The following is a 25752-nucleotide window of genomic DNA, read 5'->3' on the forward strand; positions in this document are numbered from 1 at the left end:
ATACAAGGCGCGGTTTCTACGCCTGCCCCAAGAGGCTTATGTGCGTTAACGTACAGAGCTTGCCTTTCTATAGCCTATACTTGAACGATATCTGTATAAAGATTTGGGATGACAGTAAAAAGCACCAAAAAAGAACATCTTACTCAGACAATTGTGATCAATAGCTGCGCGTCAGCCAGCAACAGGGGGGAGATGCACGATGCTAGAACCCCAGCAGAACGCTCTGCTTGGCTTGTTACCCGAAGAAGACCTGGCACTTCTCTTGCCTCATCTTGAGCAGGTTACATTGACCTTGGGTCAGTCACTCAGCGAATCCGGACGGCAAATGAGCCATGTCTATTTTCCAGTAGATTCAATCGTCTCGCTGCTGTGCGTAATGGAAAATGGCGCCTCAACGGAAATCGCCGTGGTGGGTTATGAAGGCGTAGTGGGTGTTTCGTTGTTCATGGGCGGAGAGACCACCCCCAGCCGAGCGATTGTGCAGAGTGCAGGGACGGCTTACCGCCTTAAGGGGCAATTACTCAAAAACGAATTCTATCGCGCTGGCCCCATGCAGCGACTACTTCTGCGCTATACCCAGGCCTTGCTGACGCAGATGGCACAGACAGCGGTATGCAATCGCCATCACAGCGTCGATCAGCAGCTATGTCGCTGGCTGCTGCTCAGCCTCGACCGGCTACCGGGTGACAAACTGATTATGACCCAAGAGTTAATTGCCAATATGCTGGGTGTGCGGCGTGAAGGCGTGACCGAGTCCGCAGGGAAACTCCAGCGAGCAGGATTGATCTCTTACAACCGCGGGCATATCACTGTCATTGACAGGCCTGGGCTAGAGAAGCGGGTCTGTGAGTGTTACGCGGTGGTTAAGCGCGAGTACGACCGCCTACTCAACCACCATAACGTAATGTAATCCTTCAGCCCACACCATCAACCTCCCTGTAACCAACATTCCATGCTATGTACGCTAGCGTGCCGACGACTGATTTACCCAATGTTAATATGCAGATAATCCGTCAATAACGCTGATGATGGCCTATCTGCAGCCGACATCGAAATGATTTACACCTTCATTGTGCCGTTTGCCAGGTTCTTATAACCGGAGAGGCACATGACGTCTATTTTGAACGTTCCCGCTGCCAATCAACTGCTTGTTGAGCTGCCGGAAGTCGAGCGAAATGCCTTTATGGCTGCCTGCGACACCGTGGAGCTTAGCTTTGGTAAAGTGCTGCTACAGCCCACAGAGACATTTACCCACGTCTATTTTCCCATCGATAGCTTCATTTCACTGATTGTCGTCATCGATACTGACAAACGGCTGGAAGTCGCGATGGCGGGTCGGGAAGGAATGCTGGGCAGCTCCTTAGTGCTAGGCATTGATGAGGCGCCACTACTCGCGCTGGTTCAAGGGGCAGGTTCGGCCCTACGTATTGACGCTGGAGCCTTTCAACAACTACTCCTTAGCACTCCGGTATTACATCAGCGACTAAAGCGATATATCTATGTCGTGATGAAGCAACTGGCGACATCTGCGGCGTGTAATCATTTTCATCGAATTGAAGAGCGCCTCGCCCGCTGGCTACTGATGACTCAGGATCGCGCTGGTACCGATCAGTTGAATCTGACTCATGAGTTTCTGGCTATGATGCTCGGGGTTAGACGTGCAGGCATTACCCTGGCGGCGATAGCCCTGCAGGCCCGTGGCCTAATCCGCTACCAGCGTGGAACCATCACTGTGCTTGATCGACTAGGCCTAATCGAGGCCTCCTGCGAGTGCTATAGCGATGATTGTGCGTTATACGCCAAAATGTTGCCGGTGCTATAGACAAAGAAAACCTAATCCTCGATCAAGCGTATAATAAGTAAGCCCCCTCTTTAGCGTCAATTGACTATGTATAAAGAGACCATTAACTGGCCTCTTTATTACGCAGCATTAAGCCCGACTAAAGTACGTTTTTGTAAGCCACTCCCCCTTTCATAATCAGCATGAGCTGCTCATCCGGTTGAGTAAGAACATTAATGTCGTCCAAAGGATTGTCTTTAAGCACGATTACGTCCCCCCTTGCGCCTGGGATAATCTCGCCAAAATCACCGGTATGGCCATAAGCGTCGGCGGCGTGGCTTGTCGCTGCACGAATCAGCTCGTCGGTGGGCACCACGTCTTTACGTAAATTAAACTCGTTAAGCTGATGGCGCTGCATCCGACCGAGTAAGTCAGAGCCGTATAGCATTTTAACCCCATGACGTTGAGCCATTTCCAGTGCCTTACCGCCAGCATCCAGCACATCATAAACCTTGCGTTGTAGGTGCTCGGCCATGCCCGCTTCAACGCCCTCCTTCGCTAAGGCATCGTAAGTGCAGAGAGTCGGCGTTAGGTAGGCATTGTGCTCAAGAAATAATCGGCAGCTCTCCTCGTCCATGAGGTTGCCGTGCTCAATGGTCTTGACGCCTCTGGGGATAAGCCGGTTGATAGCGCGCGCCGTATAAGCATGGGCCATGGTATGAATATTGGCGGCGGTGGCCTCTTCCACAATGGCATCAATTTCCTCAAGCGAAAACTGAGTGCTGTCTATACGGTCGGTAGGTGAAGAAACGCCTCCAGACGCCATAATCTTGATCTGGGTGGCTCCCTTTCTGATCTCGTCCCGTGCGGCCCGGCGTACTTCGCTTACACCATCGCAAACACGACCTAAACCAGCGCAGCAGAAGCAGCCTTCAAAGGTTTGTTGGCCTGGGCCGCGCATATCGGCGTGGCCGCCGGTCTGGGAGAGTGCATTCCCGGCGTACATGATGCGCGGGCCGACCAGAGCACCTTCATCGACAGCCTTGGCTAGACCGTAATCTGCACCGCCAGCGTCGCGCACGGTAGTGAATCCGCGCATCAACATGGCTTCCAATAGTTCACTTGATTTGGCACCGACATAGAAAGGAGAAAGCGTCTCAAGCAGAGCAAAATTGGGTGTAATTGCTGTGACGTGCACATGTGAATCAACCAGACCGGGCATCAGAAAGTGGCCCTGAATATCGATGACGTGATCATCACTGCCCTCTAGCGTCGAATCGCTCACATCGACGATACGGCCATCCTGAATGCGTACCTGCTGGTTGGCGAGTACTTTTCCGTTGCGCGTGTCGATAACGTTGGCATTTATAAAGCGTGTCGTTGTCATGAGTGTTCCTTGTGAGAGTTCTTGTGAGAGTGGCGTTAAAACATCTTTTGCGGAAGGTAAAGCGAAAGCGCTGGAATCAGCACGATTAGCAATAGGGCAACAATATCCATGACGATGAACCAGGCGACGCCCTTGAACACTTCAGACAGTGTGACGCTATTGCCCAGGGCACCTTTAATGACATAAACATTGAGCCCGATAGGCGGGGTAACCAGACCCACTTCAAGCAGCTTGACGACGATGATGCCGAACCAGATCAAGTTAAGGTCTGCACCTTCTACTAAGGGCAGGATTAGCGGCAGAGTGAGTAGTAGTAAGCCGATGGAGTCGATGAACATACCCAGCACAAGGTAGATCACTGCCACAGCAAGAATGATCCACCAGGTCTCGGTACTGACGCCGAGGATTATTTCGGAGAAAGCAGCAGGCACGCCACTCATGGCTAGAAAGCGGGTGAAAAACAGCGACCCAATGAGAATAATAAAGATGCTTGCCGTGCTCACCGCAGTGCGAATCAGCGCTTCCCGAATGGCTGAAAAGGTTAGCGTGCGACGTGCCAAGGCGATCAGAGCGGCAATGGAGGTACCCACCGCCCCTGCTTCGGTAGGTGAGAAAACACCCAGAAAAATCCCGCCAAGAACTGAGCCGATCAGCAACGGCAACGGCCAGATATGCTTAAAGGCATCCCACTTCTCGTCCCAGCTAGAGCGTACATCCGTGTTGCCCGCCAAACTGGGGTTAAGCTTGGTTCGCACCATGATCATGGCGATATAAAGCAGCGCTGAAAGCACACCGGGAATGAAACCCGCCATAAACAGCTGACCCACCGACACCTGGGCGTAAACACCATAGAGCACCAGCAACACGCTTGGGGGAATCAGCGAGCCGAGTGTTCCAGATGCGGCGACGGTACCGGTGGCCAGCCCCTTGTCGTAGTTATGCTTGAGCATTTCGGGCACGGCAATCCGCGACATGGCCGCCGATGTTGCGACGCTAGAGCCGGAGGCTGCAGCAAAGAAGGCAGAGGCCATGACACTGGAAACAGCCAGGCCGCCTGGCAAGCGCGCCAGATAAAGGCGCATGGCATGAAACAGGCCTTGGGTCATATTAGTGCTGGTACACAAATAGCCCATGAACAGGAACATAGGTGCAGCGGTCAGTTCCCAGGTACCTGCAAAGTCAAAAGGAGTGGCAGAAATCATCCCCCAGGCCACACGCATGCTGGTCATTTCACCAATGCCAATGATCGACACCAAACCCAGTGCAACGCCGATTGGCACGCGCAGGGCGATCAGGGCCAAGGCGATGGCAATGCCTGCCACGCCTATCTCGATATTACTCATTAGGAAACTCCTACAGGGCTTGGCGTTGTTGCAGCGCCTTAATCATGTTGGCGATGATGGCCAGGCACATGGCTGCGAAGCCAACCGGTAACGCCCAGCGACTGGGCCATAGATAGAAGGTAAAATTGGCCATGGCCGTTTCCATTCGAACCGTAGCGCGCACTGCATCTAGATAGCTCTGGTAACAGAGCATGCCGAAATAGAGGAGCCCAAGGGTGCTGGCAAACAAGTAAAGCACCAGTTGGACGCTAGGCGGAAGCCTTCCCACCAGCACATCCACGCTGATGTGTTCCCGCTTAAGCTCGACATAAGCGAGCGGCAGAAAGACGACGGCGACCATGTAGTAAAAAGACACAAACTCCAAGGTGCCGGTAAACGACTTTCCGAATAAGTAGCGCAGCCCAACATCGAGTGAGACATGCAGTGCCATAAGCACCAGAAAGAGGGCCGCCAGCACCATGGCACTTTTGGCAACCCACTGGCTCAGTGATTCGAAGTGTTTGGCCATCATGCGGGCTCACTCCTCTGCGCATCCGGGGCAGAAAAGCCCAGTTCTAACAGGGTCTCTTTCCAGAACAGCAGCATGTCGCGGTAGAGTTCGGGGTCATCTCGCCAGATGCTTTGCGCCCCCATACCCCGCATCATGCACAAGGTGGCATTCAGGGCGACGCGATTCTGATGTGACGTGTGCTTGGCGCTGGCGACTAACTGCTCCCAAATCTGCTCCAAAGAGTCATTGAAATTGGCTGCCAGCGGCACTAACACTTTCATTATGTCGGGGTCGGTACGCGCGTTAGTGAGGTATTCGAGGGTCACCATATAAAGGTCACCCTTGAAGTGCTCATGCAGTGCTTTCAGTAAGTTGTCAAAGTTAAGCTCGCCTGCTTTAACCTTCACGGCCATCTCTCTTACGCTTTCGACTTCGCGACTCAGCAAGTCCTCAAGCGCCGCCTGCATCAATAATGTCTTGGAAGGATAGTGGTGAACTAAAGCGCCACGGGAAACGCCCGCCAGACGTGCGACATCCACGGTTGAAGTGGCACGAATGCCCTTCTCGAGAATGCACTCGATAGTCGCTTGCGTCACCCGAGCCTGGGTTTGGCGTGAGCGTTCTTCTTGATTCTGTCGCTTCGTCATAGCGAACCCTTATTTGGCCTAGGCCGCCTCAATGCGGCGGCCTCAGTGTTGCAGCGTTAATAGATTCCGTAGTCAGCAGGAAGCTTATTGTAGATCTCTTCCATGGCCAGTTCGGCCAGGGCCTCTTCGTCTTCGCGATCAACTTCGCTGATTAAGGCATCCCACTTTTCGTAGGTCGCGATAAAATCATCAATCAGCGCCTCGGGGTCTTCAACGCCATACTCATCGCGGGCCTTATCGTAGACATTGGCCAAGGCCTCATCGCGGAAAGCCTCCACGGAAGCCATCAGATCCTCTTCGGGCTCGTAGATGTTGTTGCCGTGGGAGGCGGCTTCTTCCAGTGCGGCTTCAGAAGCGCCCAGATACTGGACAATCATGCGGGTCATTGCTTTGGCCGTCGCTTCTTTGAAGACATCGCGCTCCTCATCGCTGAGGCTAGCCCAAAAGCCCGAGTTGAAACCCCACTGAGGGCCAGACCAATACATACCGGTCGGCAGCAGTGTGGTGTGCTCGGCAACCTCCCACAATGAGCGGTCAATCAAGTCGTTAGCTGCATTTGAGGCGCAGTCCAACGAGCCACGATCGAGGCCGCTGTACATCTCACTGGAAGGCACATTGACGGGTGTTCCCCCAGCTTGCTCGACCCAGGCAGAAACAGTCGAGCCTGCGGTACGAATACGCTTACCCCGCAGCTCTTCAAGATTGCGGACTGGTTCGCGGCAGAACAGCACATAAGAAGGCGTGTTATAGGCGCCCAGGTAGACAATATCCAGCTCCTCCCACTCGGCTAGCTGAGTGGGATTATTAAGGCTGAAGTCTGTCACCGCCAGTATGCCAATCAGCGGGTCATCATAGTTAAACCCTAACTCCTGCACGGCATTCGCTACCGGCATTTCAGAAGGTGTGTAAATAGCCGCGTGGTGAGCAACCTGAACCACGTTATCCTGGATACCCTGCAGGTTAGCGCGTGGTGCCAGCAGTACGGTGCCGGTATAAACCTCGGGTTGCAGTTCACCGTTCGAGAGTTCCTTGACCATTTCTGCCCACTCGATGTAACCGTAACGGGAGTGGGGGTGTTGCTGGTCGTAGAACGAATTGGCAATAAAGGAAGTTGCGGCATGGGCCGAAGAAGCAACGACAGGCAAGACCAGCGCTCCAACGGCGAGTGTCAGCGTATTACGAGTGAAGTTCATATAGTTTCCCGGGCCGATTTAATCGGCTGTTTTTTTCTGTTGTATCGCTTTGTATTGTTGACACGTCACCCGATGTGGCGCGTGTACATAATTCAATCTAGACTTCAAATAATAAAAAAACAAGCAGGTCTGTTTGTTTTTAATACGGCCAGCTTCACGCAGAAAGGTTAAGCAATGAAAATAAAAGAAAATCCTACTCGGCTGGATATTGCGGGTACCTGGCAAGGGATTCGTATGATGCTACCTTTGGCGGTTTTTACGATCGCTTTTGGGTTGGCATTTGGCGTAGCCGCTGTGCACCAAGGGTTGGCAGGTTGGGAAGCAATGTTAATGAGTCTGTTTGTCTTCGCAGCTCCATCGCAATTTGCTGCCCTCGAGATGTGGCATTCGCCTCTGCCACTGCTTGCTCTGGCGGCGGTCACACTCGCGATTCATACCCGGCACATGCTGATGAGTGCGGCGCTCTACCCCTGGCTCAAGGCATTACCTCAACGCCAGCAATTCGCTATGGTGATTCTGCTAACCGACTCCAACTGGGCAATGGCACTGGGCGAGTATCAACGCGGCGAGCGAAACCTGGGCATTCTTCTAGGTGGCGGTATCGCGCTGTGGGGCGCCTGGGTCGGAGGCACTGCGATAGGGCTAGCCTTTGGTGGAGGCATTACCGAACCTGAACGCTTCGGCCTTGATGTGATCATGCTGTGCTTTCTGCTGATGATCGTTGTCGGTGGAAACCCACGAGCAGCAATGGCCCTACCCTGGCTGGCAGCAGCGGCGAGTGCATTAATGGCGTACTGGTGGCTGCCGCCTTACCTACATGTGATGGTGGGCGCCATTACCGGTGGCGTAGTGGCCGTATTGTTACCCGGGCGCTGGTTAAGGGAAAGCGCCTTATGAGCTCATCATCAGTGTGGCAGTCGTTGATAGCCATCACGCTAATGGTGGTGATTGCTTATGGCTCCAGAGTGCTGGGGCTGCTAATCATGTCACGTGTGCCGCTAGGCCCACGCGTTCGGCGATTCGTCGATGCCATGTCTAGCTCAGTTCTGATTGCCGTTATTACGCCCATCATCGTGCATGGTGACGGCGGCGTTCGGCTCGCGGCCATTGCCGCTGGCACGGTGGCGGTAGTATTGAGAAGCCCGCTGGTATCGATTGCCATGGGTATGCTTTGCGCTGCGGGTTGGCGCTGGTGGGTTGGGTAATATTGGGGGACTTGAAAGTTTTAGACGTGCGCAGGGCGTCACTAGAATCAGATATACCGCAGCTCCAGAGACTAATTACTCCCTGCTTTTGAAATAGGTAAATATAGAAATGGTGGGCCCAGTAGGACTTGAACCTACGACCAAGGGATTATGAGTCCCCTGCTCTAACCAACTGAGCTATAGGCCCGAAAAGCGTGCATATCATAGCGAATGTGGCCGAGTGAGGCTAGCCCCTTTGCGCTATCTTGATGTCATTACGGCACTTTATGGGGATTGGGCAGTCTGGTGAGTAGTTCTTTATGCGGAGACGCGCTGTGAAAGCATTGATTGCTCTATTCCCCTTATTGTTGGCGCTGCCCGTGCACGCTGACTGGCAGCTTGATCCTGGCCAGTCGCGGGTGCAGGCGTCGATTACGCAGTTAAACGGCGAAGCACCGCAAACTCATCACCATCAGGTGCGCGATCTGCAGGGTGATATCTCCAGCGATGGCACCCTGCGTTTGCCGTTAAAGCTCAGCCAAACGGATGTGCTGGAACGCTTTGGCGAGCTGCCGCCGTGGATAGGTTTGCTGGCGAACACCACCTTGGTGACGCTAGAGGCGCAAATGCCGCCAGAGCGGTTGGACGGTTTGGATATTGGCGAATCACTGGTAGAGACGCTGACCTTTAGCGTTCAATCAGACATGGTTAACCAGCAGGAATCCGTGCCGCTGCGGTTCACCCGTGAAGGCTTGAACGAGATACGTGTAACACACGCCGAGCCCATGGCGATGGACGGCAGAGCGCTGATGGCCAACACCACGGTGCGCACCGTACTATCGTTGCTGGGCTATAAGGAGATTGACGAGCATGTGCCCGTCACCCTCAATGCGCTCCTAGTTAATAGGTAATAGTTAATCGGTAGTCATTAACTGTTAAAGATTAACGACTGAGTACTTCCATATCCCCCACCTGGGCCTCACCGGTTTGCACCCGCCACTGGGCGGCGTAGTGGCCGTTAGCTGCCAGTAGGCTTGAATGAGTACCGCGCTCGGCCACTTGGCCTTTCTCGATCACTACGATCTCATCGGCATGCACGATGGTAGAGAGCCGGTGGGCAATCATAATCACCGTACGGCCATGGGCAATGCGCTTGAGCGAACGCTGAATGGCCGCTTCGGTTTCGTTGTCCACTGCGCTGGTGGCCTCATCCAGCACCAGAATAGGCGGGTCTTTAAGCAGCGCCCTGGCTAGTGAAAGCCGTTGGCGCTGGCCGCCGGAAAGCCGCACGCCCCGTTCGCCTACCGGTGTGTCTAAGCCTTGGGGCAGCGTTTCAATAAAGCTCCACGCTTCGGCGGTTTTGGCGGCATCGGTAATCGCGGCTTCGTCAGCGTCCGGCTTACCGTAGGCGATATTGTCACGAATGCTGCCTTCAAACAGGTAAACATCCTGACTGACCAGGCCAATCGATTGGCGAAGTGAGTTCATACTCACTTCGGTGATGGGCTGCCCATCAATGAGCACGCGGCCGTTTTCAGGGTCGTAAAAGCGCAGCAGCAGTTTGATCAGGGTGGATTTCCCCGACCCAGTCGCTCCCACCAGCGCCAAGGTATTACCTGCGGGCACCTGCAGGTGAATGCCATCCACCCCGACGCCGCTGGTGGCATAGTGAAAGCTCACATTATCTACCGTCACCTCGCCGCGCACCGGCTGGGTGAGCGGCGTGGTGCTGTCATCTTTAACGGTAATCGGCACTTCGAGCAGATCGAGAATCCGTCGTGTGCTGGCCATAGCGCGTTCGAACAGGTCGATCACTTGAGCCAGGCCGGTGAGCGGCCAGAGCAGGCGCTGGGTCAAAAACACCAGCACGCCGTATGCCCCCACGTTTAGCGAGCCGTTGAGTGCCATCATGCCGCCAACGGTAAAGGTGGCAAGAAAACCGGCCAAAATCGCCATGCGGATGACCGGAATAAACGCGGAGCTAACCTTGATCGCCCGTCTGTTGGCGTCTACATAGGCTTCGCTGGCATCACGCAGGCGCTCGGCTTCGCGGTCTTCGCTGGTAAAGCTTTTAATTGTCGCAATGCCGCTCAGGTTATTGGATAAGCGGCTGGCTAGATCCCCGACCTTTTCACGCACATCGCTATACAGCGGCCCGGCTTTACGCTGGAAGAAGAACGCGCCCCAAATGATCAGCGGGATAGGTGTAAACGCCAGCAGCGCAATCAATGGCGAAAGCACAAAGAAGACTGCGCCCACTGCTACCACGGTGACCACCACCTGAATAATCGAATTAGCCCCGCCGTCCAGAAAACGCTCAAGCTGGTTGACGTCATCGTTCATGGTGGCCACCAACTGGCCAGAGCTTTTCGACTCGAAAAACGCCATATCCAGCCGCTGAGCGTGCTCGTAGGTATCTTGGCGCATATCCGCTTGTAAGCGTTGGGCTAAGTTACGCCAAAGAATTTGGAACAGGTACTCAAACAGCGATTCCCCCGCCCAGATAACAAACGTCAGCACCGCCAGCATGGTGATCTGCTGTTGGGGCGTTTCAAACCCCAGGCTGGCCACAAAGCTCTGCTCTTGGTTGACCACTACATCGATGGCCACACCAATCAGAATTTCCGGAGCAATATCAAACAGCTTGTTGATGACTGAACAGGTAGTGGCAGCAATAATGCGCCGTCGATAGCCTTTGGCGTAGCGGAGTAGTCGCACCAGGGCTTGAAAGCTCTGATTCTTAGAACGGGGCGGAGAAGGAGCCACGAGCATTCCTTACTGAGGTTGTTGTAGGCCAATTAGGTAGGCGCTAGCGTAATGAATTCAATGCTCAGGCTCAACGCGTTAATGCTTGGGGAGTTAAGCGGGCGCCGGGGACCGGCGCACATTGGCCAACAGCGGGCTGCCGGTATCGGGATCTAGCAGCAGCGTGCACTCTACTTGATAGAGCGTACGCACCAGATCGGGCGTCACCACCTGAGCGGGCGGCCCTTCCGCCACAATCTGCCCTTCGCGCATGGCGATGAGATGGTCGGCATAGCGGCAGGCGCTGGCGAGATCGTGGAGCACCATCACAACGGTGCGACCATGGCAGGCCAGGTCACGTACCAGCTCGAACACTTCAATCTGGTGGCCAAGGTCCAGCGCAGAGGTGGGTTCATCCAGCAACAACAGCGGGGTTTGTTGGGCGATGGTCATGGCGATCCAGGCGCGCTGCCGCTGGCCACCGGAGAGCGCATCAATCGGTCTGTCAGCGAGTTGTTCAAGCCCTGCCGCCGCTAGCGCGTGCTGCACCACGCGCTGGTCTTCTGCTGACCACTGGCGCAACCAGCCTTGGTGGGGCTGGCGGCCAAAGCGAATCAGCTCGGTCACGGTGAGCCCTTCCGGCGCGACGGCCTCCTGAGGCAGTAGCGCCAGTTGCGTAGCGAGTTGGCGGGTGGGCAGGCGCTGAATATCGGCGCCATCCAGCAATACGGCACCGCTATCGGGTTTGTGCAACCGAGCAAGACCGGCCAATAACGTTGATTTTCCGCAGCCGTTAGGGCCCACAATGGCGGTAACTTGGCCGCTGGGCAGGCTGATATCCAAGCCATCAATCACCTGCCGGGTGCCATAACTCATGCCCAGTGCCTGGGTAGCCAGAGAAGGAATTGGCGACGCTGGGAATTGGCTCATGTAAAACTCCGTTGGGGACGCATTAATATCCAAAGTAACCAGGGCCCGCCGACTACGGCGGTAACGATACCCACCGGAATCTCGATCGGCGCCAGCAGCGTACGCCCGGCCAAGTCGGCGAGTACCATGACCAGCGCCCCCGCCAGCGTTGCCGCCAAAACCGGCACGCTACGAGAGCTCGACATTGACCGGGCAATCTCCGGGCCAATCAACCCCACCATGCCCACCGGGCCTGCCACAGCTACCGCCAAACCAGTTAACGCGACAGATAGCAGCAGCACTTCCAACCGTCGCCGCTTGACGTTCACGCCTAGCCCGCTGGCAGTAGCATCCTTGAAACGCAGTAGCGTTAGCGAACGGGCTAACGCCATGGCAGCAGCAAGCCCTAACGCCAACCCGAGCATGAGTAATTGAAGCGCGCCGCTGGGGCGGGCATTGAGCGACCCCACTGTCCATGGATAGGCGGTATTGGCAGTATCAATCGCGACTCGCGCCAGCATCAGTTGCGTTATCGCGCCAAACACCGCGCCCACGCCAATGCCCGCGACGATAAACCGATAGCCCTGGGTACCGCTGCCCGCGGCTAAGCCAAAGGTGAGTACCGCGGCGGTGGTCGCCCCGGCTAGCGCCATGGCAGGCGGCGCGATAGAAACGCCAATACCCACGATGGAGGCCACCGCAAACGCCGTTGCGCCATTATCAATGCCGATAATCCCGGGCGTCGCCAGGCGATTGCGGGCCAGGGTTTGCATTAGGATACCCGCTAATGCGAAGGCCGCCCCGGTACTTACGGCTGCGGCCAAACGTGGCAAGCGTAGCTCTTGCACCACAAAGCTCGCCATCATATCTGCACTGCCAAACAGCGCCTGCAGCACCGCCGTTGGCGCGACCTTAACGCTGCCCAGGCTTAGGTAAATAACGCTGGCAAGCAGTAACGCGCCGAACAGGCCCAGGTTAACGACTACCACACGCTGCTCAAACAACAGGCTGTTCGCACCGTTCCCGCTTCGCCAGGCGAATCGCCAATAACCTTGCGGTGGCGGTACGTTGTTATTGCCGTCCGCGCGGAACTGGTCTTCCGAAGAGCAAGGCATAGACGAGCTTTTTATCGGCGTGGTTTTCATTAGCGAATTCATAGCATTGGTAGGCGGCGCGCACGTACAACCGCTATCAGTACGGGGGCGCCACATAGCGCAGTGAGCACGCCCAGAGGTAGTTCCGAAGGCGCAACCACCACGCGGGAGATGATATCGGCGGCGAGTACCATCAGCGGCCCGATGGGCAGGCAAAACAGCAGCGTACGGCGAATATCCGGCCCGGCAAACGAACGGGCGACAAACGGCACCACCAACCCCACAAAGGCAATCGGCCCCGCGATGGCGGTGGCAGCCCCAACCAGTAGCGCCACGCAAGCGACCACTAACCAACGAATTAGGTTGGGGTGGTGGCCTAAACCAGAAGCAACCCGTTCGCCTAGCGCCAGCGCGGCTAAAGGCCGGGCGATCAGCGCAACTATCACGGACGCCGCCAGCAGACTGGGCAGCACGGCCAGCAGGTCGTCTAAGCGGCGTCCAGCCAAACTGCCAATCACCCAGAAACGAATTTCATCAGCGGCACGTTGGTCGTAAAGCAGTATCAATGAGGTCAATGACGCCAGCAGACCCGAAAATGCCGCTCCGGCAAGCACGAGCCGGATAGGGTCATTACCCACACCGCGAAAGCGTGCCACGCTTAATACGCAGACACAGCCCACTAAGGCACCAAGCTGTGCGACTGAAATACGCAAGGTAGCAGCGCTGGCACCCAGCACTAAGGCCAATGCCACGGCAAACGCCGCCCCCGCGCTAACCCCTAAAAGGCCTGGTTCGGCCAGCGGATTGCGCGCTACCGCTTGCAGCAGCGCCCCCGCAACGCCGAGCGCCATGCCTACCGCAATGCCGATTAAGGTCCGCGGTGCGCGCAGTTCCCAAACAATAAAGCGCGCTTCGCTGTCCTGGGCGCCGCTTAGCAGCGCCAACGCCCTGCCAGGGCCAACGCTGCCCGCGCCGATTAATAAACTAACGCCACTCACCGCCACAAGGGCGGTGAGAAGTAGCAGCATTAACGTACGGGGAGTGGCGCGCCTAATGCCAGGCGTTGCAAAACGTGGAACCGTCACGGCAACAGCGCAGCCTCTATATCGTCAAGAATCGCTTGGGCGGCCAGCGGGCCGTTGGCACTGCTCCACAGTTGGCCGTTCACAGGCACCACATGCTCTTGCTGAACGACCTCCAGACGTGTAAACGCAGCGCTTTGCTTAGCGGCTTCTAAAGCGGCTTGACCATCTTCGTTGAGCGTGGCCAGGAAAAGCCAGTCACCGTCTATCTCGGCAAGGTTTTCCAGGCTAAGCACATCGCTGTGTACGCCGCGCCCACCAATCAGATCCGCACCCTGTACATCCAGGCCAACCCGCTCCAGCAGCCCAGTGGCAATCAGGTTTTCCGACATTACCATCGGGCCACCCGGCATCCAGCGGACTAAAAAGGCGGTGCCGCTTACGTCGGCAGCGGCTAACGCTTCAGCCAGCTCTGCAGTACGTTGATCTACCGCGGTAATGGCCTCTTCAATGGCGGCTTCACGGTTTAACGCTTGACCGTAAAGTTGCGCCTCTGCTTTCCAGTTATCCGCGGCCAGCGGCTGGGTGTGTGGTACAACGGTAGGCGCAATCTGCGAAAGCAATTGATACTGCTGATCGGAAAGCTGGGCGGGCGCCAAAATTAGATCCGGCTGCTGCGCCAGCACGGCTTCAATATTGATCTCACGCACCACCCCCATAATGGCTGGGCGCTCATCGCCTAGATGGGCTTCCACGTACTCGGCGACGTTATCGCCACCGCGCGTGGTCACTGCGCCTAATGGCGTAATACCGGCCGCTAGGGCCGCATCCAGCGCGCCTTCGTAAAGCGTTACTACGCGTACAGGCGTTCCCTCTACGTCTACATCACCAAAGGCTGTATCCAGTGTGCGAGCGTGCGCGGTGCCTACCGCTAAAGCACTTAGCAGCACCCCTGCTATGCCTAAACGGGCACTTTTAGTGAGGATAGCGGCCATTGAGGTCGTTTTAGTTATCGCCGTTTTAAACCGCGCCGTTTTAACGAATGTTTTAGCCACCATGGATTTCTCTCAATACGGTATATTGGAATTAATAGTAACGATTCTCAAAAACACTTGCACTACTATTCCTGCGAATAGCGTGTTCCATTTTGTGCAACCCTTGCATCACACCTTACGCCACGCTTCTGTTTCAGTTTACGCAACGTAACGTTCCATGATCACACCCTCGCGTTTGGGAACTTTTCTTTTTAGACTCTCGCCCTTATTTGATAATTAGTATCATTAGCTAACAATTATCGTCACCAAGGGGAATAACATGCCACGCTTTACCCGCTCTGTTCTGGCTAGCGCCGTTACGCTCGCTATTTCTGCAGGCAACGCCTCCGCCCAAGAAAATCAGCAATTGGACAACATCGTTGTCTCGGCCAGCGGGTTTGAGCAGGCAATGGTCGACGCGCCTGCCAGTATCTCGGTGATCTCTCGTGAAGAGTTGGAACGCACGCGGGTGACAAGCATCGCCGATGCGCTGCGCAACGTTGAAGGGGTCGACGTGGGTGGAGCGGTAGGTAAAACCGGTGGGCGCAACATTAGTATCCGTGGAATGCCCAGCGACTATACGCTGATCCTGATTGATGGCCGCCGCCAAAACGCAGCGGGCAGCGTGACCCCCAATGGCTTTGGCGAAACCTCCACCAGTTTCTTTCCCCCCGTTTCCAGCATTGAGCGCATTGAAGTGATTCGTGGGCCGATGTCGACACTGTATGGCTCTGACGCCATGGGCGGTGTCATCAATATTATTACCCGCCGGGTTGGCCGCGAGTGGACAGGCTCTATTGGGGTTGAGAATACCTTTAACGAGGATCGCGACTTCGGCGATCGCCGCGAGATCAATCTCTATACCAGCGGCCCTCTGGTAGAGGATACCCTGGGTCTTCAACTGCGCGGGCGGATTTATGAGCGTGACGCTTCCGAGCTTACCTATACCGATAACAACGGTGAACCTGTAGAAGTCGACCAGCGCGGCCCTAGCCCAGTGGAAGGCGATACGTACAGTCTGGGTGGCAAGCTAACCTGGACACCCACGGACAGCCATGACCTATGGTTGGATGGTGAAGTGAGCCGCCAGCGCTACGACAACGACGAGTGCCAGCTAGGCACCCTGGATGGTCGCACCCGTAGCTGTGCGCCCGACCCTGGCAGCGCCAACGGCTATTCGGATGAACTCCGTTTTGAGCGCGAGCAAATCGCCATTGGCCACACCGGCCGTTTTGCCTCGGGCACCTTGGAATCCAGCCTGATGCGCAACACCACCGAAACCAAAGGACGCACGATTCCTGGTGATACGGGCGTCGCTTATGAGGGTTTTCCTGGCATTGTCGGTGGTGCTCCACGGGAGCTGGAAACCACCAATACCGTGCTCGACAGCAAATTCATCATGCCGCTAGACAACCATATGGCCACCGTGGGTATGCAGTGGTGGGATGCGGAGCTTGACGATGGCTTGGCCGGTGAAACCTTTGCCCAGACCACCTGGTCGCTATTTGCGGAAGATGAGTGGCTACTACGGGACGATTTGGCCCTGACCCTAGGCGGCCGTTACGATCACCACGACGCCTTTGGCAGCCAGTTCAGCCCGCGCGGCTACTTGGTGTGGAACACGACGCCCAACTGGACATTGAAAGGTGGGGTGAGCCGCGGCTACAAAACGCCATCGCTTAATGATCTGCATGACGGCATTAACGGTGTAACGGGCCAGGGCACGATACTCACGATTGGTAACCCGGATCTTGAACCGGAAACCAGCACCAGCAGCGAGATCGGTGCGCATTACGATAACCAACAGGGTTTCACTGCCAGCGCCACGCTGTTCCACAACCAGTTTGACGATAAGATTGCCAGTGGCAGCGATATCCTGGTGGAAAACGACCCGCTAATTCCTGACGGCACTTACAGTCAACAGGTCAATGTGGACGAGGCGATCACCCAGGGGGTTGAGCTCTCTACTGGCTACCAGTTCGCTCCCGATTGGCGCGTCAACGCCAATTACACCTACACCGATAGCGAACAGAAGAGTGGCGATAACAAGGGCGAGCCGCTGACAGATACCCCGGAACACGCCATTAACGCCACCCTGCGCTGGCAGACAACGGCAAAGCTGGATACCTGGCTCTCAGCAGAATACCGCAGCGAACGCTACCGTAACCGCGAAAGCGTCCGCGGTGCCCCCTCGTTTGATGACCTTGGCGACTTTAAAGCCTATTCGCTGTTTCACTTGGGCGGTAATTACGCGGTCACCGATCAGCTTAATCTGAGCGCGACGATCTATAACCTGTTTGACAAAGATTTTGTTGACTACCGCGCTTACGGCGATGGCACCAGCTTTGGCAACGTTTACGCCAATAGCGAAGAAGGTCGCCGCCTGTGGCTCTCCGCCCGCTACGAGTTCTAATCGGTTTCAGCTCGCTACTGTTTCGATGCTCTCCTTCTGCCCCGGCCATGCGCTGGGGCTTTTTTTGTGTCTGCCCCCTTTCCTAAGCCGCTAAAAAAGCGGCTATCTCGCTGGATAGCCGCTGCTGTGTTGCATTTAGGACGGGGACCTAGCGCTTAAAAGGCAACGTTGAGTCCTAACCAAACCCGACGACCATCTTCTACATAGCCATACTCGTCGTAGCCGATCGTTTCGTCGAACAGGTTGTAGATACCCGCGTTCAGTTGAGTACTTTCGTTCAACTGGTAGCCAACGCCTGCATCTACAAAGGCGTAGGAAGGAGCCACAATGGCACTGCTCGAAGGGCCGGTAGTCGGTTGGCTCTCTTCGCCGCGGTAAGTGACTTTTGTCCATTGACTCAACTTGGCAGAGACTTGCCAATCTAACGAGGCGGATACCTGGTGCTTAGGCAGCTGTGTTAACGGCTCGCCTGCATACTCACCGCTTTTTTGCTCGCTATCGGTATAGGTGTAGCTGGCCGTTAGCTCAACGGTATCGGTTAACGGCGCAGCCACACTCGCCTCTACGCCCTGAGTCACCGCTTCATCCACGTTGACGCGGTAAGTCGGGTCACTACCATAATCGTTAGCGCCATCCGTACAGATATCGATAGGACAAGCGATGCGAGTGATTTTATCGTCAAAGTCGTTATGGAACAGCGTGACACCGCCGCTCAAGCCACTATCGTTGGCATAAAGCAGGGCCAGCTCTTTATTGAGCGAGGTCTCTGGTTCAAGGTCAGGATTACCGTAGATATTGCCCCCACGGCTGACCTGCCCCCAGTCGGGGGTGATCTCGCGCAGGTTCGGCGCTCGATAACCGGTCGAGACACCGCCTTTTAATGTCCAGTCAGGCGTCATATTCCACACACTGTAAAGCCGCGGGCTAAGGTGGCTGCCGTAGTTATCGTCGTCATCAATACGCAACCCACCGGTCAGTGCCCAAGCATCGGTGAGCATCCACTCATCTTCTACAAAGAGGGCCCATTGGCTATTCTCAATCTCACTACGATCAGAGCCAGGCAATTGATTTGTCGTACTGTCGTCAAGCGACTCTTCCTCGTAGCTAGCGCCTACCGTCAACATATGCATGCCTAGCGGAATGACCGCGCTGGTTTTGGCGGTGGTGTTGGTGATTTCAATATCACGTGATTTGTTTTCGCTACTTTCACGCTGAAGGTAGGTTTCGCTGGTGCCCCACTCGAAGCGACCACTATGGGTCATAGCGACATGCTGGTGGGTGAACTCATTAAAACTATCGGAGCAGCCGCCGCGACAGCCCTCTGATGGCGCCGAGTTGCCCATCAGCGATTCGCGCTCCTGCTCGGTAATACCCGCCTCAAAAGTGAAGTCATGGTTATCAGTCGCTGCAAAACTCAGCCGTGCAGTAAGACTTTGCAGGCTTTTATCTTCGTAGCCGTTAAGAATAGTGTCTTCATCACGCTGAGAGGTGCGGCCATAGAGCTGGAGCCCTAAGCGATCGCCTACCAGCGGGCCGCTTAGGTAAAAATTGGCTTGGCGACTGTCGCCGGAGTCGCTGTCTTCCTGGAGTACGGTGTCGAGTTGAACATTGCCATGCCACTCCTGCGCAACCTTGCGTGTAATCACATTGATCACGCCACCAATCGCATCAGAGCCGTAGAGCGTCGACATTGGCCCACGCACTACTTCAATACGCTCAATAGCCTGTAACGGCGGCAGCCAGTCTTGCTCAAAACCTGCATCGCCATTAGGGCGAGACTCGCGGGAATTCTGCGGGCGCCCATCGACCAATATCAGGGTGTACTGGGAGGGCATGCCGCGAATGGAGATATCCTGGCCGTTATCCCCTCTCCCGCCGCCGGTGACAATCACGCCGGGCACATCGCGCAGCGCATCGGTAACACTCTGATAGTGACCTTGTTCCAACTCTTCGCGGGAAACCACGCTGATAGACGCGGGGGCATTGGTTATCTGCTGTTCAAAACCTGACGCAGTTACCACCATATCGTCTAAGCGGGGCGCGTCTTGTGCCCAAAGAGCACTACTGGCAAGCGAAGAGATAGCGCTGGCCAGCAGCGTACGGCGCAAACAGGGAGACATAACTTCGTCCTTTATAGTGTGTGAGCAATGTGGGTAAGCATTCGCTCCATTAAATGCGAATTATTAGCATTAATATTTTTACACACTCTTTGCACATTGGGGTGAGACGGTTCGTTCAACATACCGGAACACAAATGCCTATTATTTTCATTCGTACCAAACAGTGGCACAATTAGCGCTCACCCTTTTCCCGTGGGCCTGACCATGTATGACTTTGACGAACTGACCGCCTTTGCCGATGTGATGACCACGGGCAGTTTGACACGCAGTGCTCAGAAGCTCGGATTAGCCAAATCGACCCTTAGCCGCCGCATCAGCCAGCTTGAAGCCCGGCTTAACCAGCCGCTGCTGCGCCGTCAGGCCAACCGCTTAATTCCCACCGAGGCGGGGCTGCTGTTTCACAACTACTGCACCGAGCTTTTGGCAATGGCGGCGCATAGCCAGGAAGCTCTGGCAGAGCTGCGTGAGGAGATTAGCGGAGAAATTACCCTTGAAGTGCACGGTGCCCTGGCCCGCAGCTGGTTAGCCAGTGCCATTGATGCGTTCTTAAATCGCCACCCTAAGGTAGAGCTAACGCTACACACTCGGGAAACGCCGCCCACTAAAATGCACAGCAATAGCGTGCATGTCTGGCTTGGGCCGACTCATGAGTGCGGGCTAAACCAGGAGCGCCTGGGCCACCTATCCCGCGGGCTTTATGCTAGCCCACGCTATTTAGCAGCCGCTGGCACGCCGCACCATCCCGATGAGCTAAACCAACACGCCTGGATAGACCTGCTGGGCACGGCTTCTGACGGGCTACTGCTCACTCATCCAGAGCATGGCGAATACACCTTTAACCCGCCCTGTTCACGGCTGCGGGTAGATCTCACTACCCTGCATATAGATGCCATTGCGCGCAGCCAGGGTATCGGCTTGCTCTCACACTGGTTAACCGCAAAACGCGAACAGCATCATCCAGGCGAGCTGATTAACTGCCTGTCCGGCTGGGAGCCGGTGCCACTGCCTATCACACTGCTTTATGCTTACGGTCACCAGACCCGCCGTACCCACGCGCTGTTAGAGTTTTTACGTAGCCAAGTGCCCGCACCGTGGCGCACGTCAGCCGCAACGGTGTAAGTTAATTCGAGTGTTTACCTTGCCAGTTAGCCCGCTTATTAACGACAATAGGCGGCTACCGATTAGCCAAGGACTGTAAATGCTCGCCGAACTCTTTGCTGTCATGGCGCCCGTGCTGGCGGGTGCAGGGCTCGGCTACTTGTGGGTACGCCTAGGCCATCCCTACCCGGTCGACTTTATTACCCGGCTGGTGTTTAACATTGGCACGCCTTCGCTGGTATTGGCCTCCCTGGCGGGTGCTGATATTGATGCCACCACCTTTGGCCAGACGATGCTAGCCGCCGCGCTTGTCATTCTCACTATGGGGGCGGCGACCTTTGGCGTGGCAAAACTGCTGCGCCGCAGTTGGCGGGTACTGCTTGCGCCCATGATGTACCCCAACACCGGCAACATGGGCTTACCCGTGGTGCTTTACGCCTTTGGTAGTGCCGGGTTTGCCTACGGCATCACCGTGATGGTGACCGTCTCGCTTTTTCAGTTCACCCTAGGCGCTGTGCTTAATAGCCAAGGCAACCCGCTTAAAACCCTTGCCAAAACGCCTACGGTGTATGCCATTGCGATTTCCATGGCGCTACTGCTGACGGGCACTTCCCTGCCGCCCTGGCTGGCGAATACGGTGGACTTAATGTCGGGGTTCACAGTACCGCTGATGCTGATTACCCTAGGCGTATCCCTGGCTAGCATTCAGGTGAAGAACCTGCGTTCAGGGCTTGGGTTTAGCCTAGTGCGCGTGCCCCTCGCCGCCGGTGTCGCCTGGCTGATCGCGAGCTGGGTGGGTCTGCCGCCACTGGCCCAAAGCATTTTAGTGGTGCAGATGTGCATGCCAGTGGCGGTCTTCAACTATCTCTTTGCTCAGCGCGCCCAGCGCGAACCCGTCTATGTAGCCAGTTTGGTCTTCTGCTCGACGTTGTTAGCGCTGTTTTACCTGCCCGTGCTGCTCGCCCTACTCATGTAGCGGCTTGCCCTGTTTATGTCGTGGTGGAACCCCAACGCAGCTAAAAGGTCACTGCTAGACTACTGACAAGGATGCCAGCAATTAATATCACCAGAGGCCACGCTATGCTGTCTATCAACAAGCGCCATCATACTCCCCTCCGGCTGAGCCCAGCGGTTTTGGCGGGGTTCAGTGGGCTAGTGCTAGCGAGCGCTATTAACACGGCAAATGCGGAAGTCGTCCAGGAATCACTGGAAACCGACCATCTAACGCTTTCCATTGAGCGTGTTGCCGAAGGTTTTGAACACCCCTGGGCGGTGGCGTTTCTACCCGATGGCCGCTACTTGGTGAGCGAGCGCAGCGGGCAGCTGAAACTTGTCGATCCAGAAAGCGGTGAAACCCCTACGCTGGAAGGCATGCCGGAAGTAAGCACTCGGGGCCAGGGCGGCCTGTTAGACGTAGTGTTGCACCCCGATTTTGAAGGGGGAAACGGCGGAGGCGACAACGATTGGATCTACTTCACCTGGAGCAAGCCCGATGGTAATAACAGCCGTTCAGCGCTATCACGGGTAAAATGGCAGGGCGATGAGCTGGGCGAGGTCGAACACTTATTCGAGCAGGATCGCGCCTCTGGGCCTGGCCGCCACTACGGCTCACGGTTGGCGTGGCTGCCCGACGGCACGCTACTCATGAGTATTGGTGACCGCGGCAGTGAACCACCCCGCGCCCAGGCCAGCGATGACCATGCAGGGTCTACCCTGCGCCTTACCGCCACGGGCGGCGTACCCGACGACAACCCCTTCGTAGATGATGACACCACTCTGGATGAAATTTACTCCATGGGTAATCGCAATATTCAAGGCATGACCGTACTCAGTAACGGCGAAGCCTGGGCATCGGAGCATGGCCCACGTACTGGCGACGAACTGAACCATATCGAAGCAGGCAATAATTATGGCTGGCCTAACGTCAGCCAGGGCAATGATTACGCGACCAATGAACCGATTGGTGAAGACTCAGTGCCTGGGATGGTTGACCCGGTGTACGTCTTTGAAGGCCGCTTTGCGCCTGCCGGGCTTGCTGAAGTGACCAGCGATGCATTCGGCGAGTGGCAGAGCAACTTATTAGCCGGTGGGCTAGGTAGCGAGAAGCTACTGCGTCTGCGCCTGGAAGATGGCCGCGTCGCCGAAGAAGAGCTTATTTTACAAGGCGAAGTAGGCCGGATCCGGGATGTTCGCCAAGGCCCTGATGATGCTATTTACCTGCTCACTGACGCCCCTCAGGGTGGCTTGTATCGTCTAGCGCCAACCGATTAGCAGCCCCTGTTCACTCGCTGATACTCAAACGTCTTAATGCCACCATGGATGCCCCATGCGATTACGCAATTTGATTATTTTAACGGTGATTGTGCCGCTGTTTGTCATCCTGGTGGTATTTAGCTTAGTGGCGATCAAGTCGCTTGAGGATAACGTACGCTCGAAGCTACAAACGGAAGTTGAAATTATTACCCGCACTCTGAGCTCTTCACTCAGCTATGCGGTTACGCCGGATAGCAACACGCCCCTTGAAGAAGCGCTGCAGTCGGCGTTCTCGTTCCATCGTATTTATGGTGCTTATGTCTTCGATACCGACGGGCGGGATATTTACGGGTTAGGCCTTGGCAAAGATATTTTCACCCGCGAAGAGATCCAGCAAGTCATTGAACGTGACGACTTATATAGCAATTACCGACAACACGAGGGTTGGAATTACTACTCTGCGTTGACACCCTTGCGATCACAGGATGGCACTGTATACGGTGTGCTGCAGGTGAACCGGTTAAATACCGGTATTGAGAACTACACTGGCTTTATCAGCATTGTGGCCGTACTGGTGTTTGTGATTGGCGCGGCCGGGATCGTATTTAGTATTTGGTGGGGGTTTCGCCGCCATATTGAGCGCCCGCTGAACCGGCTACTCCACGTGATGCAGTTGGTTGAAAAAGGTGATCGTAGCCAACGCGCCACCGAAGACGGCCCTATCGAATACCGCCACCTCGCCTCCGGTTTGAATGGCATGTTGGATGCGATGGCCGAGAAAGACCACGAGATCGAGAATCGTCAACGGCGCGAAATTGAGCTTGAAAAACGTCTGCGTAAATCGAAGAAACTGGCTGAACTGGGCGTTCTGGCGGCGGGGGTTGCCCACGAGATAGGCGCTCCGCTAACGGTGATTAACGGCCAGGCTCAGCGCCTTGCTCGACGCGATGTGATTGGCGACGACGAACGCGCACGATTGGGGCGTATTCGTGGCGAGGTGGAACGCATCGTTGAAATTGTGCGCCAATTGATGGAATTAGGCCGCCAACATAACGTAGAGAAAGGCGAACTGGCGCTTGATCAGCTTATTATGAGTGCCAGTGGTTTGGTTGAAGACGAGTTAGAGCCACGCAATATTTGTTTAGACATTGAATTACCGTCGCCGACACCCAACTTACTCGCCAACGGCCAACAAATTGTGCAGGTGCTGACCAATTTGCTGCGCAATGCAGCGCAGGCCCCTGAAGTAAGCCGCATTCGGGTGCACGCCCAGCAGCAGGAACACGAATTGATACTGTGGGTGGAAGATGATGGCCCGGGGATTCCCGCCGCCCATCACCATAAAGTGTTCGACCCATTTTTCACCACCAAACCGGTTGGCCAAGGCAGCGGTTTGGGGCTCTCTATGGTACATCGCATTATTAACGACCACGGCGGTACGATCGGCGTGTTTGACAGCGCCCTTGGCGGCGCTGGATTTGAGATTACGCTACCTATTAGTGAAACCGCATCCGCGTGAGGACAACGTTTGTGACCCAACAGGACCCCCTTTTACCTTTGTTGGTGGTGGAAGATGACGCCGCTATACGCGAGTTGCTGGAAGAAGAACTGCAGGATGCAGGCTACACAACGCTCGGCGTACCTAGCGCTGAAGAGGCGATCGCCTTACTCAGCCACACCACCGTCTCACTGGTGATTACCGATGTGCGCTTGCCGGGTATGACCGGCATTCAGCTGCTCCAGCAGCTCCGCCAAGTAGGCAGCGAGCTGGGCATTATTGTGATTACCGCGTTCGGCACCATCGACCAGGCGGTCGAGGCACTAAAGCTTGGCGCTGACGACTTTTTAACCAAGCCGCTCGACCTTGATGCTATCCGTGATGCGGTATTTCGTGTGCTGGAACGCCAACGCTTGGCGGTTTCCCACGATGCTGATATCAGCCACTTCCACGGCATCGTAGGTAAAAGCCAGGTCATGCAGACGCTGTTTCATGACGCCTCACGCCTGGCCAAAAGTGATGCCCCTATCCTGATTTTAGGTGAAAGCGGCACCGGTAAAGAGTTACTTGCCCGCGCCATTCATCAGGAAAGCCCACGCAATGACCAGCCATTTGTGCCGGTCAACTGTGCCAGCATTCCCGCGGATTTAATGGAAAGCGAGTTCTTCGGCCATGTGAAAGGCGCCTTTACCGGTGCTAACGAAGCGCGCAAAGGGTTATTTCATAGCGCCCAGGGCGGCAGCCTGTTTTTAGATGAAATTGGTGAAATGCCGATTAACCTGCAGGCTAAACTGCTTCGGGCCCTGCAGGAGCGAACCGTTCGCCCAGTGGGTGGCGAACGCGAAGAGCCGGTGGATGTGCGTATTATCGCCGCGACTCACCGTAACCTGGAAAAAGAGATCGAGCAGGAGAACTTCCGCAGTGATTTGTTCTACCGCTTAGAGACGTTCTCGCTACGTATCCCCCCGCTCCGCGAGCGCGGTACCGATATCGAGCACCTTGTGTTTGCCCTTATCGATAAGCACTCAGAGGCACAGGGTAAACAGATAGAGCAAATCGAGCCGGAAGCACTCAACAACCTGCTCAACTACGCCTATCCCGGTAACGTTCGCGAACTGGAAAATGCCATTATGCGGGCGGTTACCCTGAGCGAAGATGGCTCACTCAGCCATAAAGACTTACCCGAGCGGTTGCGCGAACAATCAACGGTAGAAGCGGGTACGCCTTTAGTGCCTGCAGTGCGCGGCGAAGTGTTGGCTGGTGGCCAAATCCCATCGCCCCCACCGATCCGCTGGCCCAGCTTAGAGGAAGTCGAAAAGCGCTATATTAACAAGGTATTAGAAGCAACCGGTGGCAATAAGCGACGCACAGCTGAAGTACTAGGCATTGCCCGCAGGACGCTCTATCGTCGCTTAGAAGACAGCGAAGAGTAACCGCAGATATAAACCGTAAAGCGGCACAACCTGACGCTCAGCCAAAAAAAACCCCCGCGGGCGCGGGGGTGGAAAGGATGGTAAACCGTGTGGAGCAGCCGCAGGGAAC

The 25752-nt window shown here is 55.6% G+C and carries 22 protein-coding genes and 1 tRNA gene; 11 read left to right on the forward strand and 12 right to left on the reverse strand.

Annotated features, from left to right (window positions below; all coding sequences use genetic code 11):
- Positions 1-199 precede the first annotated feature (199 nt).
- Together U738_RS20705 and U738_RS20710 are read left to right on the forward strand one after the other, a co-directional pair.
- Positions 200-910, forward strand: coding sequence for a Crp/Fnr family transcriptional regulator (locus U738_RS20705; RefSeq protein WP_035584962.1), 711 nt, complete (start codon positions 200-202; stop codon positions 908-910).
- Positions 911-1108: 198 nt separating this feature from the next.
- A complete protein-coding gene (locus tag U738_RS20710) occupies positions 1109-1822 on the forward strand; it encodes a Crp/Fnr family transcriptional regulator (protein ID WP_035584967.1) in 714 nt (237 codons plus the stop codon).
- Between the two features lie 118 nt (positions 1823-1940).
- Here the strand turns inward: U738_RS20710 and U738_RS20715 are convergent, their stop codons facing one another.
- The 5 genes from U738_RS20715 to U738_RS20735 are packed head-to-tail and all read right to left on the reverse strand — an operon-like array spanning position 1941 to position 6840.
- Complete coding sequence (locus U738_RS20715) at positions 1941-3167, reverse strand: metal-dependent hydrolase family protein (RefSeq protein WP_035584969.1); 1227 nt, start codon at positions 3165-3167, stop codon at positions 1941-1943.
- A 35-nt stretch (positions 3168-3202) separates the two neighbouring features.
- Complete coding sequence (locus tag U738_RS20720; RefSeq protein ID WP_022522415.1) at positions 3203-4510, reverse strand: TRAP transporter large permease; 1308 nt, start codon at positions 4508-4510, stop codon at positions 3203-3205.
- Positions 4511-4520: 10 nt separating this feature from the next.
- Positions 4521-5021, reverse strand: coding sequence for a TRAP transporter small permease (locus U738_RS20725; protein WP_035584970.1), 501 nt, complete (start codon positions 5019-5021; stop codon positions 4521-4523).
- The gene (locus U738_RS20730) at positions 5018-5647 is read right to left on the reverse strand and encodes a TetR/AcrR family transcriptional regulator (protein WP_022522413.1); all 630 of its coding nucleotides are present in this window, start codon (positions 5645-5647) and stop codon (positions 5018-5020) included. Before U738_RS20730 ends, U738_RS20725 begins: the two co-directional genes overlap by 4 nt.
- 56 nt (positions 5648-5703) lie before the next feature.
- Complete coding sequence (locus tag U738_RS20735; protein ID WP_035584972.1) at positions 5704-6840, reverse strand: C4-dicarboxylate TRAP transporter substrate-binding protein; 1137 nt, start codon at positions 6838-6840, stop codon at positions 5704-5706.
- A 174-nt stretch (positions 6841-7014) separates the two neighbouring features.
- Here U738_RS20735 and U738_RS20740 point away from each other — a divergent pair, with 174 nt between their 5' ends.
- The gene (locus tag U738_RS20740) at positions 7015-7737 is read left to right on the forward strand and encodes an AzlC family ABC transporter permease (protein WP_035584977.1); all 723 of its coding nucleotides are present in this window, start codon (positions 7015-7017) and stop codon (positions 7735-7737) included.
- Positions 7734-8045: an AzlD family protein gene (locus U738_RS20745; RefSeq protein WP_035584979.1), complete on the forward strand. Its 312-nt coding sequence runs from the start codon at positions 7734-7736 to the stop codon at positions 8043-8045. The genes U738_RS20740 and U738_RS20745 overlap by 4 nt, the downstream gene beginning before the upstream one ends.
- Positions 8046-8155: 110 nt before the next feature.
- On the opposite strand, the gene U738_RS20750 is transcribed toward U738_RS20745, so the two are convergent.
- A tRNA-Ile gene (locus U738_RS20750) sits at positions 8156-8232 on the reverse strand.
- A gap of 112 nt (positions 8233-8344) precedes the next feature.
- Between U738_RS20750 and U738_RS20755 the strand changes: the two genes are divergently transcribed.
- Positions 8345-8935 carry a hypothetical protein gene (locus U738_RS20755; RefSeq protein ID WP_035584989.1) on the forward strand — a complete coding sequence of 197 codons (591 nt, stop codon included), beginning with the start codon at positions 8345-8347 and terminating at the stop codon, positions 8933-8935.
- 31 nt (positions 8936-8966) lie between these two features.
- Here the strand turns inward: U738_RS20755 and U738_RS20760 are convergent, their stop codons facing one another.
- The 5 genes from U738_RS20760 to U738_RS20780 all read right to left on the reverse strand — a co-directional run bounded on the left by U738_RS20760 (position 8967) and on the right by U738_RS20780 (position 14789).
- On the reverse strand, positions 8967-10796 hold the full coding sequence (locus U738_RS20760; protein WP_050713203.1) for an ABC transporter ATP-binding protein: 1830 nt from the start codon (positions 10794-10796) through the stop codon (positions 8967-8969).
- A gap of 87 nt (positions 10797-10883) precedes the next feature.
- Positions 10884-11699, reverse strand: coding sequence for an ABC transporter ATP-binding protein (locus tag U738_RS20765; protein WP_035584993.1), 816 nt, complete (start codon positions 11697-11699; stop codon positions 10884-10886).
- The gene (locus U738_RS20770; protein WP_050714129.1) at positions 11696-12793 is read right to left on the reverse strand and encodes a FecCD family ABC transporter permease; all 1098 of its coding nucleotides are present in this window, start codon (positions 12791-12793) and stop codon (positions 11696-11698) included. The genes U738_RS20765 and U738_RS20770 overlap by 4 nt, the downstream gene beginning before the upstream one ends.
- A gap of 38 nt (positions 12794-12831) precedes the next feature.
- Positions 12832-13800, reverse strand: coding sequence for a FecCD family ABC transporter permease (locus tag U738_RS20775; protein ID WP_035584997.1), 969 nt, complete (start codon positions 13798-13800; stop codon positions 12832-12834).
- A 53-nt stretch (positions 13801-13853) separates the two neighbouring features.
- Positions 13854-14789 (reverse strand): ABC transporter substrate-binding protein, encoded by a 936-nt coding sequence (locus U738_RS20780; protein ID WP_035585718.1) that lies wholly within the window; start codon positions 14787-14789, stop codon positions 13854-13856.
- Positions 14790-15108: 319 nt separating this feature from the next.
- Here U738_RS20780 and U738_RS20785 point away from each other — a divergent pair, with 319 nt between their 5' ends.
- Positions 15109-17241 carry a TonB-dependent receptor domain-containing protein gene (locus U738_RS20785; RefSeq protein WP_035584999.1) on the forward strand — a complete coding sequence of 711 codons (2133 nt, stop codon included), beginning with the start codon at positions 15109-15111 and terminating at the stop codon, positions 17239-17241.
- A gap of 155 nt (positions 17242-17396) precedes the next feature.
- Here the strand turns inward: U738_RS20785 and U738_RS20790 are convergent, their stop codons facing one another.
- Complete coding sequence (locus tag U738_RS20790) at positions 17397-19361, reverse strand: ligand-gated channel protein (RefSeq protein WP_035585005.1); 1965 nt, start codon at positions 19359-19361, stop codon at positions 17397-17399.
- Positions 19362-19565: 204 nt separating this feature from the next.
- On the opposite strand from U738_RS20790, the gene U738_RS20795 reads away from it, so the two are divergent.
- The 5 genes from U738_RS20795 (at position 19566) to U738_RS20815 (ending at position 25643) form a co-directional block, all read left to right on the forward strand.
- Positions 19566-20480 (forward strand): LysR family transcriptional regulator, encoded by a 915-nt coding sequence (locus U738_RS20795; RefSeq protein ID WP_035585007.1) that lies wholly within the window; start codon positions 19566-19568, stop codon positions 20478-20480.
- A 79-nt stretch (positions 20481-20559) separates the two neighbouring features.
- The gene (locus U738_RS20800; protein WP_035585009.1) at positions 20560-21435 is read left to right on the forward strand and encodes an AEC family transporter; all 876 of its coding nucleotides are present in this window, start codon (positions 20560-20562) and stop codon (positions 21433-21435) included.
- 104 nt (positions 21436-21539) lie between these two features.
- Positions 21540-22730 carry a PQQ-dependent sugar dehydrogenase gene (locus tag U738_RS20805; protein ID WP_035585011.1) on the forward strand — a complete coding sequence of 397 codons (1191 nt, stop codon included), beginning with the start codon at positions 21540-21542 and terminating at the stop codon, positions 22728-22730.
- A 55-nt stretch (positions 22731-22785) separates the two neighbouring features.
- Complete coding sequence (locus U738_RS20810) at positions 22786-24231, forward strand: ATP-binding protein (RefSeq protein WP_035585013.1); 1446 nt, start codon at positions 22786-22788, stop codon at positions 24229-24231.
- A gap of 11 nt (positions 24232-24242) precedes the next feature.
- Positions 24243-25643, forward strand: a complete 1401-nt coding sequence (locus U738_RS20815; RefSeq protein WP_035585016.1) for a sigma-54-dependent transcriptional regulator — start codon at positions 24243-24245, stop codon at positions 25641-25643.
- The last annotated feature ends 109 nt before the right edge of the window (positions 25644-25752 follow it).

This window comes from Halomonas sp. TG39a, assembly GCF_000744395.1.
In the GTDB taxonomy this organism is placed as follows: Bacteria; Pseudomonadota; Gammaproteobacteria; order Pseudomonadales; family Halomonadaceae; genus Vreelandella; species Vreelandella ventosae_B.